We start from the raw sequence: 13,040 nt of genomic DNA, 5'->3' as shown, positions 1-13,040 counted from the left end.
AGATTACCACATTTCTTTTGGAGGAAGCATGGCAACACGTATTGAATTTCACAAGCATGGTGGCCCTGATGTACTCAAGGCGGTGGAGTTTACACCCGTAGACCCGGCGGAAAACGAAATCCAGGTCGAGAACAAAGCTATTGGGATCAACTATATCGACACCTACATCCGCAGTGGTCTTTATCCGCCGCCATCTCTGCCCAGCGGCCTGGGTACCGAAGCTGCCGGCGTAGTCAGCAAAGTCGGCAGCAAAGTGACACACATTAAAGCTGGCGATCGCGTGGTGTACGCCCAGTCTGCCCTTGGTGCCTACAGCTCAGTGCATAACGTTCCGGCCGATAAAGCCGCCATCCTACCCAACGCTATCTCATTTGAACAAGCCGCAGCCTCATTCCTGAAAGGGTTAACCGTTTTCTATCTGCTGCGTAAAACCTATGAAATTCAGCCTGATGAGCCGTTTTTGTTCCATGCGGCTGCGGGCGGCGTCGGGATGATTGCCTGCCAGTGGGCAAAAGCATTGGGCGCGAAGCTGATTGGTACCGTCGGCAGTGCGCAAAAAGCGCAAATTGCGCTGCAGGCCGGCGCATGGCAGGTCATTAACTATCGTGAAGAAAGCATAGTTGAGCGAGTGAAAGAGATAACCGGCGGAAAAAAAGTACGGGTGGTGTATGACTCGGTGGGGAAAGATACCTGGGAAGCCTCGCTGGATTGTTTACAGCGCCGGGGACTAATGGTCAGCTTTGGTAATGCTTCCGGGCCGGTGACTGGCGTGAACTTAGGTATTCTGAACCAGAAAGGTTCGCTGTACGTGACCCGTCCTTCACTCCAGGGGTATATCACCAATCACCGCGAATTAACCGAAGCCAGCAATGAGCTATTCTCGCTAATTGCCAGCGGAGTAATCAAAGTGGATGTCGCGCCTGGTCAGACGTTCGCACTGCGCGATGCACAGCGTGCTCATGAAGTACTGGAAAGCCGGGCAACGCAGGGATCGAGTTTGCTAATCCCATAATGCTTCGACTTCCCCTAAATAATTCAAATTGCAGGAAGGCGGCAATTGAATGAATCCCCAGGAGCTTACTGGAGTAAGTGACTGGGGTGAATGAAAGCAGCCAACACACCTGCGGTTTGAATTATGACGGGGAAGTAAAGAATTAGGGCTTCCCGTGGGAAGCCCTTTCTTTTTTTAGTTCGGCTGTATGTAGGGTACAGCTCGATGAATTCGTTAACCTGGCAATAGTGACAGATTTGATAATCAATTCCTATTTGGTTCTAAAGGCAATGTTGCAGGTTGTGACGCACCACTCAATACCTTAGTAAAATCGACGGTTATTGCGCTGATACTGTGGGACTTTTGGCGCTTTTATCGCCTTGATAACCCACACCACGGCAACAGCCAGTAGCAGCCAGGGCAACAGTTTAATCATCAAGGCAAATAGTCCGCCCAGAAACATCACTGCGGTGGCTACGACCAATGCAGCCAGAACGCCCAGCAAAGATACGCCGGTGACCATCAGCATGATAAAAAATCCAATCACAAAAAGTAGTTCCAGCATGGCTCTCTCCCGAAATGAAATTCTCTCCATTGCTTTACAAGAAACATGCCAAAAATAATGTATTGATTTATAAAGAAAACGCCCCGCGACAAAGCGCAGGGCGTGGTGAAATTAACTAACTTTTGGCGAAAACTTAACGCTTGTCAGCGACCAGCTTCAGCGCATGCTCCAGTACGTTAATATCTGCCCCGGCTTTATGCGCATTTTCGCTCAGATAGCGACGCCACTGACGAGCCCCAGGGATCCCCTGAAACAACCCCAACATATGGCGCGTCACATGTCCCAAATAGGTCCCCTTACTCAGTTCACGCTCAATGTACGGGTACATGGCGCGCACCACGGTAACCGGATCGGTATCTTCGCTGGTAGCTGCAAAAATCTCGCGGTCAACGGACGCCAGAATTCCTGGGTTTTGATAAGCTTCACGACCTACCATCACGCCATCCATATGTTGCAGATGAATTTTCGCTTCTTCCAACGATTTAATGCCGCCGTTGATCGACATCGTCAGATGCGGGAAGTCACGCTTTAGCTGATAAACACGGTCATAATCCAGCGGTGGAATTTCGCGATTTTCTTTCGGGCTTAACCCGGACAGCCAGGCCTTGCGGGCGTGAATGATAAACATCTCACATTCGCCGTTGCCAGATACCGTGTTGATGAAATCGCAGAGGAATTCGTAGCTGTCCTGATCATCAATGCCGATACGCGTTTTCACCGTTACCGGAATCGACACCACGTCGCGCATTGCTTTGACGCAATCGGCGACCAGTTGCGCATTCCCCATCAGGCAGGCGCCAAACATGCCATTCTGCACGCGGTCGGAAGGGCAACCCACGTTGAGATTGATTTCGTCATAACCCCGCTGTTCAGCGAGCTTTGCGCACTGCGCCAGCGCCGCAGGATCGCTCCCGCCCAGTTGCAATGCGACCGGATGCTCTTCTTCGCTATACGCCAGATAATCGCCTTTACCATGAATGATCGCGCCGGTGGTTACCATCTCCGTATAGAGCAACGTCTGGCTGGACAGTAAGCGCAAAAAGTAGCGGCAGTGTCTGTCCGTCCAGTCGAGCATCGGCGCGATAGAAAAACGATGAGCGGGAAAAGCGGTAGACTGAGATTCAGGCAGCATGGCGAATATTCAAGCATCCGGTTAAAAAAGGGGCGCTACTATAGCATAGACCGTTACGATAGTGAGCCACATCCTCGCGGCTCACTCCCCCTGCCCCTCAACGAACGCTATTTACGCCCCAGTTTTCCGTCGTGTGATCCGAAAAACTGCGGCGGATGGTCGACCCAGCGATCCTCACGTGTAGCGGCATAGACCGGGTTAAGCGGATAATAAATGCGGTTATATTTTTTGTTCGCCTCACCCACGACTAACAGACGCACCTCTTCACTGGTGTTATTGATAAAGGTATGGCACACGCCTGTACCTGCCGGGAAACCGACGCTGTCGCCCGGCTCTAGCTTCCATAAATACCCGTTAATCCAGGCCTCAGGATAACCTTCCAGCACATAGATAAACTCTTCCTCATCGCTTTCAGCGTGCGGGTACGACGTGCGCCGACCCGGCGGCAGGCGTTCATGATGAATGCCGAGTCGTCCTAACCCCAATTTGCGGGCAAGCGGCGCGCCAATAGCAAATAGCTCATCGCTGTCGGGATAAGTGGAGTCATCAGCCCCCTCAACCTCACGCCAGTGGCGAATACAATCGGGTCTTTTCATGGTTATTTTCCAGTATTGCGATGCGTCAGGTATAGCACACCGCGGTGGATCTCGGCGTTTTAAGCAGAACATGTTAAAGTAAGGGATTAACCTTCCACGCAAATCGAGGCGCCAAATGGACAAAACCACTACGCAAGAGTTATTGGCTCAAGCTGAAAAACTCTGTGCGCAACGCAACGTGCGGCTTACGCCACAGCGTCTCGAAGTGTTGCGCCTGATGAGCCTGCAGGAAGGGGCTATCAGCGCCTATGACCTGCTCGACCTGTTGCGGGAAACTGAGCCGCAGGCCAAGCCGCCAACCGTGTATCGTGCGCTCGATTTTCTGCTGGAACAAGGGTTTGTGCATAAGGTGGAATCCACCAACAGCTATGTCCTTTGCCATCTGTTCGATCAGCCAACGCACAGTTCCGCGATGTTCATTTGTGACCGCTGTGGTGTGGTAAAAGAAGAGTGCGCAGAAGGTGTGGAAGACATCATGCATACGCTGGCGGCCAAAATGGGCTTTGCTCTGCGACATAATGTTATTGAAGCACACGGGCTGTGTCCGGCCTGTGTAGAAGTTGAGTCATGCCGCCATCCTGGCGAGTGCCAGCATGACCATACGATTCAGGTGAAGAAGAAAGTGGGGCGCTAGGTAAGCGGGAGAGCGTACATCCTTGTACTCTCAGGAGGGAGGGGTTAATTACCAGCGGTAATCATTACGTTTTTCCCAATCGTTAACTTCTTTCTCCGCCTGATCTTTCGCGTAACCGTAACGCTCCTGGACTTTACCGACCAGTTGGTCACGTTTACCTTCAATGACCGTCATATCATCATCGGTCAGTTTGCCCCATTGCTCTTTCACTTTACCTTTAAACTGCTTCCAGTTGCCGCCGACTTCGTCTTTATTCATCATCAAGTCCTCATCGTTAGGTTGTGAATAGCGAGAGTGCCATGTCCAGACACATGCTGTTTTTGCTGGACGTGAGAATAAGTGTAGTCAGTGATTCTGGGTTTTATTTACTATTCGGAATTTTTAACCATCCAGATTAGGCAAACCAGGTTCCATTACGCCAGTGACGCCGCCAGATAAAGGCCAGCGACAGCCCACGCAACGCGAGGAAAACGGTTAACGCCAGCCACAAACCATGATTTCCCAGCCACGGCAACGTCAGGAGCGTTAAGGCGAATCCCACTGCGGCAACGGCCATACTGTTGCGCATTTCTGCAGCCCGCGTCGCGCCAATAAACATTCCGTCGAGCAGATAACACCAGACACCCACCAGCGGTAACACCACCTGCCAGAAGAGATAGCGATCGGCCAGTAGTTGGATTTGCGGCAGCGAGGTCAGTAGCGCAACAATCTGCTCGCCAAACAGGGCATAAACCAGCGAAAACAGAATAGCCACAATACCGGACTGCCGACAGGCCGCCCGCCAGACGTCCAGTAACTGGCTACCATCTCGCGCCCCATAGGCCTGGCCCGAATGCGCTTCCACGGCATAGGCAAATCCATCCAGCGCGTAGGCGGTAAAGGTTAGCAGGGTCATCAGAACGGCATTAACCGCAATAATATCGCCTCCCAGACGTGCACCCAGCACCGTGATAGCGCCAAAACAGAGCTGCAGCAGCAGCGAGCGCAACATGATGTCACGGTTAAGCGCCAGCAAACGACGGAAGTTGCCACGCCACGCCTGCTTCAGCATTGCCAGCGAAATTCCGCGCATATGCAGGACTTTGCGCACCATCATCAGGCCGATCAGTAAGGTGGCATATTCAGCAATCACCGTCGCCAGTGCCGCACCTTGCACGTTCATATGCAGGCCCATCACCAGCCATAAATCGAGCACAATGTTAAGAATATTGCCAACAATCAACAGGATAACCGGCGCACGCGCATACTGAACGCCAAGCAGCCAGCCGAGCAGCACCAGATTAGCCAGCGAGGCGGGTGCGCTGAGCCAGCGGATTTCAAGGAAACGCCGGGCTTGTTCCAGTACCGCTTCACTTCCCCCGACAATATGCAGCGCTACATCGATAATCGGCGTACGAAACAGTGCGATAAGCAACCCCGCGCCCAGCGCCAGCATTAGCGGCTGCAACAGTGCGCGCGCCAGCGCCTGTGGATTTTTCGCACCAAATGCCTGGGCAGTAAGACCCGTGGTGCTCATGCGCAGAAAAAGCAGCAGCATAAAGAGAAAACTGGTTGCCGTAGCACCAACCGCAACACCGCCAAGATAGACCGGACTATCCAGATGACCAATCACCGCGGTGTCCACCAGTCCCAGCAGGGGAACGGTGATATTGGAGAAGATCATCGGTAAGGCGAGGTGCCAGAGTGCTTTATCAGAAGAGGTAAAGAAAGGCATACAGGAGGGCCTGAGAAGAAGTTAGACGAACTGGGCAATGTGATGCAGGCCCGGCAAGCGTAGCGCTACCGGGCACATTGCCGGATGGCAACGTAATCGTCTTATCCGGCCTACAGAGATTCAACAGAAAATCAGAGCCATTCACCGTTACGAATGACACCTACCGCCAGCCCTTCAATGGTGAAGCTTTGCTCACGCAGGTCGACAACGATAGGTTTAAATTCGCTATTTTCTGGCAGAAGTTCAACCTTGTTGCCCTGCTTTTTCAGGCGCTTAACCGTAACTTCGTCATCAATACGGGCAACAACAACCTGTCCGTTACGCACGTCCTGAGTTTTATGCACCGCCAGCAAATCGCCGTCCATAATACCGATATCTTTCATAGACATACCGCTAACGCGCAGCAGAAAATCGGCGTTCGGTTTGAACAATGAGGGATCGACCTGGTAGTGGCCTTCGATGTGCTGCTGCGCCAGAAGTGGCTCGCCTGCCGCCACACGACCGACAAGCGGTAATCCCTCTTCTTCTTCCTGCAGCAGTCTAATACCGCGCGATGCGCCGGAGACAATTTCCAGCACACCTTTACGCGCCAGCGCTTTCAGATGTTCTTCAGCGGCATTTGGGGAACGGAACCCCAAACGCTGCGCGATCTCCGCACGCGTCGGTGGCATACCTGTCTGGCTGATGTGATCTCTAATGAGATCAAACACCTCTTGCTGCCTGGCCGTTAACGCTTTCATTCCGCCCCCTGGGTGTATATACAGTTATGCTGTGAGTATATACAGCTAAAGGTGATTTTGGAACCGCAAACTGCACAAAAAGCAGGAGATTTATGAAGATGTGGAATCCTTATCGCAAATGCGACCACAACAGGATGCCCCAGGTAATCAGAGCGACAAAAATAGACAACAATACCGCCGCCGACCCCATATCTTTCGCCCGGCCGGAAAGTTCGTGATACTCAGAGCCTATACGATCAACTACCGCCTCAATCGCACTGTTGAGGATTTCAACGATCATCACCAGCATCACGGAACCAATCAACAGCACGCGAGTAATCGCATCGACGTCCAGCCAGCAGGCGATAGCTACGCCCAGCAGTACGGCAACGCTTTCCTGGCGGAATGCCGCCTCATTGATCCATGCGGCGCGAAAACCTTTCCAGGAATAGCCTGCAGCTTTGATAATTCGGGTGAATCCAGTGGTATTATTGGCCATCAAAAAGAACCTTTTTACATTATTAGCGTCAATGTCATTGTAACGTTACCCCGTTTGTTTCAGGGTGTGGCAAAGCAGCGCGAAGTATGACGGGATACCACAGAAATTCACTAAACTTTCTGATATCCTTGCAGCGCATTTGCATTATTAACCAGAGGCTTTACATCGTTTATGTCCGGCTGGCCACGAATTTACTACAAATTACTGAATTTACCATTAAGCGTCCTGGTAAAAAGCAAGTCTATTCCGGCAGAACCTGCCCCGGAATTGGGACTCGATACGTCTCGTCCCATTATGTACGTCCTACCGTACAATTCAAAAGCAGACTTGCTGACGCTGCGTGCCCAATGTCTGGTGCACGATCTCCCCGATCCCCTGGAACCGCTGGAGATAGACGGGACTTTACTGCCGCGCTACGTGTTTATTCACGGCGGCCCGCGTGTGTTCACCTATTACACGCCAAAAGAAGAGTCCATCAAGCTGTTCCATAACTATCTCGACTTACATCGCAGCAATCCAGACCTGGATGTGCAGATGGTGCCGGTTTCGGTGATGTTTGGCCGTGCGCCAGGGCGTGAAAAAGGTGAAGTTAATCCGCCGTTACGTATGCTAAACGGCGTACAGAAATTCTTTGCGGTTTCCTGGCTGGGTCGCGACAGTTTTGTCCGCTTCTCCCCGTCGGTCTCCCTGCGTCGTATGGCGGATGAACACGGTACGGATAAGATCATTGCCCAGAAGCTGGCACGCGTGGCGCGTATGCACTTTGCTCGCCAGCGTCTGGCCGCTGTCGGCCCGCGCCTCCCTGCCCGCCAGGATCTGTTTAATAAACTGTTAGCTTCAAAAGCGATCGCTCGCGCGGTAGAAGATGAAGCGCGCAGTAAAAAAATCTCCCACGAAAAAGCGCAGCAAAATGCCATTGCGCTGATGGAAGAGATTGCCGCCAACTTCTCCTACGAAATGATCCGTTTGACGGACCGTATCCTGGGCTTTACCTGGAACCGTCTGTATCAGGGGATTAACGTTCATAATGCGGAGCGTGTACGCCAGTTGGCGCACGATGGGCATGAAATCGTGTACGTTCCGTGCCACCGCAGCCATATGGACTATATGCTGCTGTCGTACGTTCTGTACCACCAGGGTCTGGTTCCGCCGCACATCGCAGCCGGTATCAACCTGAATTTCTGGCCAGCGGGTCCGATTTTCCGTCGTCTGGGCGCATTCTTTATTCGTCGTACCTTCAAGGGCAACAAGCTCTACTCCACCGTATTCCGTGAATACCTGGGCGAGTTGTTCAGCCGCGGCTACTCGGTTGAGTACTTTGTCGAGGGTGGACGTTCACGTACTGGTCGTTTGCTCGACCCTAAAACCGGCACCCTGTCGATGACTATTCAGGCGATGCTGCGCGGCGGTACGCGTCCTATTACTCTCGTACCGATCTACATCGGCTACGAGCACGTAATGGAAGTGGGCACCTACGCAAAAGAGCTGCGTGGCGCGACGAAAGAGAAAGAAAGTCTGCCACAAATGCTGCGTGGCTTAAGCAAGCTGCGTAACCTGGGTCAGGGCTACGTCAACTTTGGTGAACCAATGCCATTGATGACTTACCTCAACCAGCATGTGCCAGAATGGCGTGAATCTATCGATCCTATCGAGTCTATCCGTCCGGCCTGGCTGACGCCGACGGTGAATAACATTGCTGCCGATCTGATGGTGCGCATTAACAACGCTGGCGCGGCCAACGCCATGAACCTGTGTTGTACCGCGCTGTTGGCTTCCCGCCAGCGCTCTCTGACCCGTGAACAGTTAACCGAGCAGCTCGACTGCTACTTGAGCCTGCTGCGCAACGTGCCGTACGCGGCGGACTCAACCGTTCCTGCGCAAAGTGCCAGTGAACTGATCGACCACGCCTTGCAGATGAACAAGTTTGAGGTCGAGAAAGACACCATCGGTGACATCATTATTCTGCCGCGCGAGCAGGCGGTCTTGATGACGTACTACCGCAATAACATTGCGCATATGCTGGTTCTGCCTTCGTTGATGGCAGCCATTGTGACTCAGCATCGTCGTATTTCACGCGTCGCGCTACAGCAGCATATTGATGCGTTGTACCCGATGCTGAAAGCCGAGTTGTTCCTGCGCTGGGAGCGCGATGAGCTTGCCGGGGTGATTGACGAACTGGCCAGCGAAATGCAGCGCCAGGGGCTGATTACTCTACAGGATGGCGAGCTGCATATTAATCCTGCCCGCTCCCGTACGCTGCAGCTGTTGGCTGCGGGTGCTCGCGAGACGTTGCAACGCTACGCCATCACCTTCTGGCTACTGAGCGCCAACCCGTCGATCAACCGTGGCACGCTGGAGAAAGAGAGCCGCACCGTGGCACAACGCCTCTCAGTGCTGCACGGCATTAACGCGCCGGAATTCTTCGATAAAGCGGTGTTCAGCTCTCTGGTGCTGACGCTGCGTGACGAGGGATTCATCAGCGATACCGGGGATGCCGAGCCGGAAGAGACGATGAAGATCTATCAGATGCTGGCCGAACTGGTGACGTCGGATGTCCGTCTGACCATCGAGAGCGCCACACAGGGCGAGTAAGCATTAAAAAAACCGGTCGAAATGACCGGTTTTTATTTTGCAGGCTAAGCCAAACTCAAAAGTGCCAGTAGCTCATCGCCAGTCCTAAGAACAGTATTAGGCCTACATAGTTATTGTTCATAAACGCTTTAAAACAGGCATCACGCTCACGATTAACGATCAGCTTCTGCTGATACACAAACAGCGCACCCGCCACCAGCAGAGACCAGTAATAGCCCGGTCCCAGCCCGTTCAGCCACCCAACCAGCGCCATCAGCACCAGTACACCGACCTGCAGAATACCAATAATGAGTTTGTCGTTCTGGCCGAACAGGATCGCGGTCGATTTAATGCCAATCTTCAGGTCATCATCCCGGTCAACCATCGCATACTGTGTGTCATAGGCCACCGCCCAGAGAATGTTGGCGAGGAACATCAGCCAGCAGCTCAGTGGTACAGACTCGCTCACGGCGGCAAACGCCATCGGTATAGACCAGCCAAACGCCGCGCCCAGCACCACCTGCGGCAGATGCGTGTAGCGTTTCATGAAGGGATAGACCCACGCCAGCGCTAGCGCCGCAACGGACAATAAAATGGTCATCGTGTTGAGCGTCAAAACCAGCAGGAAGGCCAGCAACACCAATACGACGAACAGCGTTCGGGCTTCTTTTTCGGTGACGGCACCGCTCGGCAGCGGTCGATTCGCGGTGCGTTTAACGTGGCCGTCAAATTTCCTGTCGGCATAATCATTCACCACGCATCCAGCGGCGCGCATTAACCAAACGCCGGCGACAAATACCGCTAGGATCCACAGTTGCGGCATGCCTGGGGTCGCCACCCACAATGCCCATAGCGTTGGCCAGAGCAGCAGTAAGGCGCCGATCGGCTTATCCGTACGCATCAAGCGGTGAAACGCCAGCAGCTTATTCTGCGTCAGACTCCACTCCATCTTTATCTTCCTCTCAGTACAACGGCGATGCAGGCAGAAAAAGCTCGGTAAGCATCAACGGCTTACCGCTCAGCCGCAGGCGGGAACGACGCCCCCACAGCGCTGCATCGCGGCCAATCTCAATAAAATCTCGGGTCAATGTCGATGACGTAAACAGGTAGCGTCCGAGCGGGGTTTTCCCCAGGTTTTGTAAAGCCAGTTCAGGGCCACACAGGGTAGATTCAGGCACCACGGTACGCCCGGCAAGCCAGGGTTCACCATCCGCGCATAACAGGATTTCGCGTAACCAATAGCGGGACTCTTTAGGCAGCAGCGTCAGTTCTTCAGCCACCTCATTTTGCCCAACGAACGCTTCGCGAATCAACGTGACGGTGACTTCTTTGCCCTGCTGCTCAAAACGTTTGGTCATGGAATCTTCCAGTAACAACCAGTCGAGCAGTTGCGGGGCCAGCGCCGGGATCGCATCAAAATAACGCAGCGCACGCAGTTGCGTTAACGCAGGGTGTGGCATGCCTTACTCTCCGATTTATAACCTAAAGGCATTGTATCGCAGAAAAGGCATTACGGGGTGAGCAAACACAATTAAGTGATCGGCAGAGCAACATAAGTGTAACAATCAGCATAGAAAGCTAAAAATTACGGGGAACCCTGCCCTCTAGTTAAAAACAGAGTAATTTTCTGTTGTGCTCGACTCTGCCGGCACATCGCAGGTTCTGATTTGCAAAAAATTTAGCTAACCAGTGACCAGTATTACTTGACCGCTATAAACCGACAACGGCAGTGTCAATCACCATGCCCCCTCCACTTCCAGTGTTAAGCGCTGTCCATTTTAGTGATATAACTTTTTCCCTTTTATATCAGCGTATATCAACCGATGTTGACTGTACCGCTGCCGATAACCACGCCGCCGCAGTCAATGGCGTCACCGGTTCTGGCGGCAGGGAGGCCGTCAATAAACACAGTGCCTGAACCACTGGCTATCTTACGTGGGTGAGGCGGATGTTTGGGTTTATCGTGGGGTGTCAGTGGGTCACCCATACGGGCTGCAGGTAGTCCGTCGACAGAAACCGTTGGAGAACCCGCAGTAATAACGGTTTCGTGATAACCATCGTGCTGGGTGCCTTTGTCGTTAAGTCGGGCTGCTGTGGGCATGGGGATTCTCCATCGATCATATGAACGTCTGACAGCAGAGCAAGATCACGGATCTTTTATCTGAGAAAATTCTATTTATGTATAAAAATAAACTTTTCATGCTCTTTCTCTGCCTGGATGTTGTGTCCGTCGGATATACTCAATAATATTTTCTCAATTTCATTCAATAATTACCTTTCCTTTTCATCAAATTAAAGTGTTTCATAAGAAAAATAAAAAATGGGAAATAACACCATCCAATTAACATCACCCATGACATCATGAAAAGTACGCGCCATCGGATGATTACCCCCTCCCCTAATATTATATCAGTGATGAGCAACGAACAAAATGACACAAACCATCCACAGATACAACCGATAAACAAAGTCCATACAGGTTTCATTGTATAGAAAATGTCAAATACTACCAATAAGAAAATTGAAGATAAAAAATATATAACAAAATAAATAAAAAAATAAAAATCATGAACCTGATGTTTTTCTACAGCTTTATACAAAAAATGAAAATGAATAACCATAAAAATAAAAAGCACTAAAAAAATGAAAGCCGTTTTAAACATTTTCATCTGGCAGTATCCTTTTCTTCCAGTCTACGCTTTCTTATCTCAACCACAGCTGCCCATAACGAATTTGGTAGCGTATACGTATCCATATCAGGCTCTATATGTTGTAGCAATTTTGAAGACCATTCAGCACAACTAAATGCTCCGGGCTCCTCATCACCATCATCTAAAGCAATAGCGGCGTTTTTTAGCACCACTATCTCTTCATCCGTAACAGGTAAAGATACCATTTTAACTTTATATGGAAACCATTCACTTTCAAGTTTATCTTTCGATTCGCCCTCAGGATTTTCCTGATAAGCAATGAAATCATTCAAATTTGCAAATTCACCACTAAATAAAAAACCTGATCCACGTTGTCCATGTCCATTTTCTAGTTTCTTATATGGATTATAACTTCCATTAGGATCAAAAAGATACGGCCCCAAAGAATCATTTTTGATGTTAAAATACACAGCAGAATGATCTCCACCGATTTCATATGTTGAATGCTTTTCTATTATAGTTGATGTTATAAGTATGACTTCCGATGTATAATTTTTTTCTTTCCCGTTTATGGCGAACTCTGATTTACTATTAACCACCTTGCGTGCTGTCTGTCCGTATTGTTCTGGTTCGCCCTGATCTGTTATTTCTTCTTTTGTACCATCAGGAAAATAAGCAATATGTCTTCCTGACTCATCATCACCTAACGCCGCCAGTACACTCGGTTGTAACGTCCCTACTGGTGTTCCCGGACTCCCCCCGCTGTTGAGATTGATTTTCGGCCCCATAATGTCCACGCCGCCCGGGTGGATGACCACAAACGAACCGCCCACCTTCAGGCTTATCCGGCTGCTGCTTTCCAGCACAATATCGTCCTGTACCTTGAGCCCCAGCGCGCCGCTTATCTTCTGCGCCAGGTCTCCCTTCACCTCCAGGCTCTTCATCCCTTTCACCAGGCTGATATGGTC

14 protein-coding genes are annotated in these 13,040 nt (G+C 51.3%); 3 read left to right on the top strand and 11 right to left on the bottom strand.

The window, feature by feature from the left end:
* Window positions 1–28 precede the first annotated feature (28 nt).
* Complete coding sequence (locus OGX66_RS00975) at window positions 29–1,012, top strand: quinone oxidoreductase (RefSeq protein ID WP_049003575.1); 984 nt, start codon at window positions 29–31, stop codon at window positions 1,010–1,012.
* Between the two features lie 301 nt (window positions 1,013–1,313).
* On the opposite strand, the gene pspG is transcribed toward OGX66_RS00975, so the two are convergent.
* The 3 genes from pspG to OGX66_RS00960 all read right to left on the bottom strand — a co-directional run bounded on the left by pspG (window position 1,314) and on the right by OGX66_RS00960 (window position 3,284).
* Window positions 1,314–1,556: an envelope stress response protein PspG gene (gene pspG / locus OGX66_RS00970; RefSeq protein WP_003031713.1), complete on the bottom strand. Its 243-nt coding sequence runs from the start codon at window positions 1,554–1,556 to the stop codon at window positions 1,314–1,316.
* A 133-nt stretch (window positions 1,557–1,689) separates the two neighbouring features.
* Window positions 1,690–2,688 (bottom strand): tRNA dihydrouridine(20/20a) synthase DusA, encoded by a 999-nt coding sequence (gene dusA / locus OGX66_RS00965; protein ID WP_048220033.1) that lies wholly within the window; start codon window positions 2,686–2,688, stop codon window positions 1,690–1,692.
* Window positions 2,689–2,795: 107 nt separating this feature from the next.
* The gene (locus tag OGX66_RS00960) at window positions 2,796–3,284 is read right to left on the bottom strand and encodes a cupin domain-containing protein (protein WP_275225855.1); all 489 of its coding nucleotides are present in this window, start codon (window positions 3,282–3,284) and stop codon (window positions 2,796–2,798) included.
* A 115-nt stretch (window positions 3,285–3,399) separates the two neighbouring features.
* Between OGX66_RS00960 and zur the strand changes: the two genes are divergently transcribed.
* Window positions 3,400–3,918: a zinc uptake transcriptional repressor Zur gene (gene zur, locus OGX66_RS00955; protein ID WP_003031709.1), complete on the top strand. Its 519-nt coding sequence runs from the start codon at window positions 3,400–3,402 to the stop codon at window positions 3,916–3,918.
* 48 nt (window positions 3,919–3,966) lie between these two features.
* Here zur and OGX66_RS00950 read toward each other — a convergent pair whose 3' ends face one another.
* From OGX66_RS00950 to OGX66_RS00935, 4 genes are all read right to left on the bottom strand, one after another.
* A complete protein-coding gene (locus OGX66_RS00950) occupies window positions 3,967–4,176 on the bottom strand; it encodes a CsbD family protein (protein WP_003031706.1) in 210 nt (69 codons plus the stop codon).
* A gap of 136 nt (window positions 4,177–4,312) precedes the next feature.
* Window positions 4,313–5,632, bottom strand: coding sequence for an MATE family efflux transporter DinF (gene dinF / locus OGX66_RS00945; RefSeq protein ID WP_071685128.1), 1,320 nt, complete (start codon window positions 5,630–5,632; stop codon window positions 4,313–4,315).
* Between the two features lie 131 nt (window positions 5,633–5,763).
* Window positions 5,764–6,372 carry a transcriptional repressor LexA gene (gene lexA / locus OGX66_RS00940; RefSeq protein WP_003031703.1) on the bottom strand — a complete coding sequence of 203 codons (609 nt, stop codon included), beginning with the start codon at window positions 6,370–6,372 and terminating at the stop codon, window positions 5,764–5,766.
* Window positions 6,373–6,481: 109 nt separating this feature from the next.
* Window positions 6,482–6,850 carry a diacylglycerol kinase gene (locus OGX66_RS00935; RefSeq protein ID WP_003826594.1) on the bottom strand — a complete coding sequence of 123 codons (369 nt, stop codon included), beginning with the start codon at window positions 6,848–6,850 and terminating at the stop codon, window positions 6,482–6,484.
* A 171-nt stretch (window positions 6,851–7,021) separates the two neighbouring features.
* Here OGX66_RS00935 and plsB point away from each other — a divergent pair, with 171 nt between their 5' ends.
* Complete coding sequence (gene plsB, locus OGX66_RS00930; protein ID WP_003841366.1) at window positions 7,022–9,442, top strand: glycerol-3-phosphate 1-O-acyltransferase PlsB; 2,421 nt, start codon at window positions 7,022–7,024, stop codon at window positions 9,440–9,442.
* A gap of 55 nt (window positions 9,443–9,497) precedes the next feature.
* Here plsB and ubiA read toward each other — a convergent pair whose 3' ends face one another.
* The 4 genes from ubiA to OGX66_RS00910 all read right to left on the bottom strand — a co-directional run.
* Window positions 9,498–10,370, bottom strand: coding sequence for a 4-hydroxybenzoate octaprenyltransferase (ubiA, locus tag OGX66_RS00925; RefSeq protein WP_088902841.1), 873 nt, complete (start codon window positions 10,368–10,370; stop codon window positions 9,498–9,500).
* Between the two features lie 13 nt (window positions 10,371–10,383).
* Window positions 10,384–10,881 (bottom strand): chorismate lyase, encoded by a 498-nt coding sequence (gene ubiC, locus OGX66_RS00920; RefSeq protein WP_057102444.1) that lies wholly within the window; start codon window positions 10,879–10,881, stop codon window positions 10,384–10,386.
* A gap of 356 nt (window positions 10,882–11,237) precedes the next feature.
* Window positions 11,238–11,522: a type VI secretion system PAAR protein gene (locus OGX66_RS00915; RefSeq protein WP_044715431.1), complete on the bottom strand. Its 285-nt coding sequence runs from the start codon at window positions 11,520–11,522 to the stop codon at window positions 11,238–11,240.
* A 564-nt stretch (window positions 11,523–12,086) separates the two neighbouring features.
* Window positions 12,087–13,040: hypothetical protein (locus OGX66_RS00910; protein WP_233596131.1), on the bottom strand; the 954-nt coding region annotated here is incomplete at its 5' end.

This window comes from Citrobacter sp. Cf072 (assembly GCF_030334485.1).
GTDB lineage: Bacteria > Pseudomonadota > Gammaproteobacteria > Enterobacterales > Enterobacteriaceae > Citrobacter > Citrobacter freundii.
The sequence above is the reverse complement of the archived record's forward strand: the minus strand, read 5'-3'. Positions and strand labels throughout refer to the sequence as shown.

Excerpts from the sequence above, each read along its gene's own strand:
- OGX66_RS00915 (WP_044715431.1), bottom strand. The coding sequence starts at position 11,522 with ATGCCCACAGCAGCCCGACTTAACGACAAAGGCACCCAGCACGATGGT.
- ubiA (WP_088902841.1), bottom strand. The coding sequence starts at position 10,370 with ATGGAGTGGAGTCTGACGCAGAATAAGCTGCTGGCGTTTCACCGCTTG.
- plsB (WP_003841366.1), top strand. The coding sequence starts at position 7,022 with ATGTCCGGCTGGCCACGAATTTACTACAAATTACTGAATTTACCATTA.
- ubiC (WP_057102444.1), bottom strand. The coding sequence starts at position 10,881 with ATGCCACACCCTGCGTTAACGCAACTGCGTGCGCTGCGTTATTTTGAT.
- OGX66_RS00960 (WP_275225855.1), bottom strand. The coding sequence starts at position 3,284 with ATGAAAAGACCCGATTGTATTCGCCACTGGCGTGAGGTTGAGGGGGCT.
- zur (WP_003031709.1), top strand. The coding sequence starts at position 3,400 with ATGGACAAAACCACTACGCAAGAGTTATTGGCTCAAGCTGAAAAACTC.
- dusA (WP_048220033.1), bottom strand. The coding sequence starts at position 2,688 with ATGCTGCCTGAATCTCAGTCTACCGCTTTTCCCGCTCATCGTTTTTCT.
- lexA (WP_003031703.1), bottom strand. The coding sequence starts at position 6,372 with ATGAAAGCGTTAACGGCCAGGCAGCAAGAGGTGTTTGATCTCATTAGA.
- dinF (WP_071685128.1), bottom strand. The coding sequence starts at position 5,632 with ATGCCTTTCTTTACCTCTTCTGATAAAGCACTCTGGCACCTCGCCTTA.
- OGX66_RS00975 (WP_049003575.1), top strand. The coding sequence starts at position 29 with ATGGCAACACGTATTGAATTTCACAAGCATGGTGGCCCTGATGTACTC.
- pspG (WP_003031713.1), bottom strand. The coding sequence starts at position 1,556 with ATGCTGGAACTACTTTTTGTGATTGGATTTTTTATCATGCTGATGGTC.
- OGX66_RS00935 (WP_003826594.1), bottom strand. The coding sequence starts at position 6,850 with ATGGCCAATAATACCACTGGATTCACCCGAATTATCAAAGCTGCAGGC.
- OGX66_RS00950 (WP_003031706.1), bottom strand. The coding sequence starts at position 4,176 with ATGAATAAAGACGAAGTCGGCGGCAACTGGAAGCAGTTTAAAGGTAAA.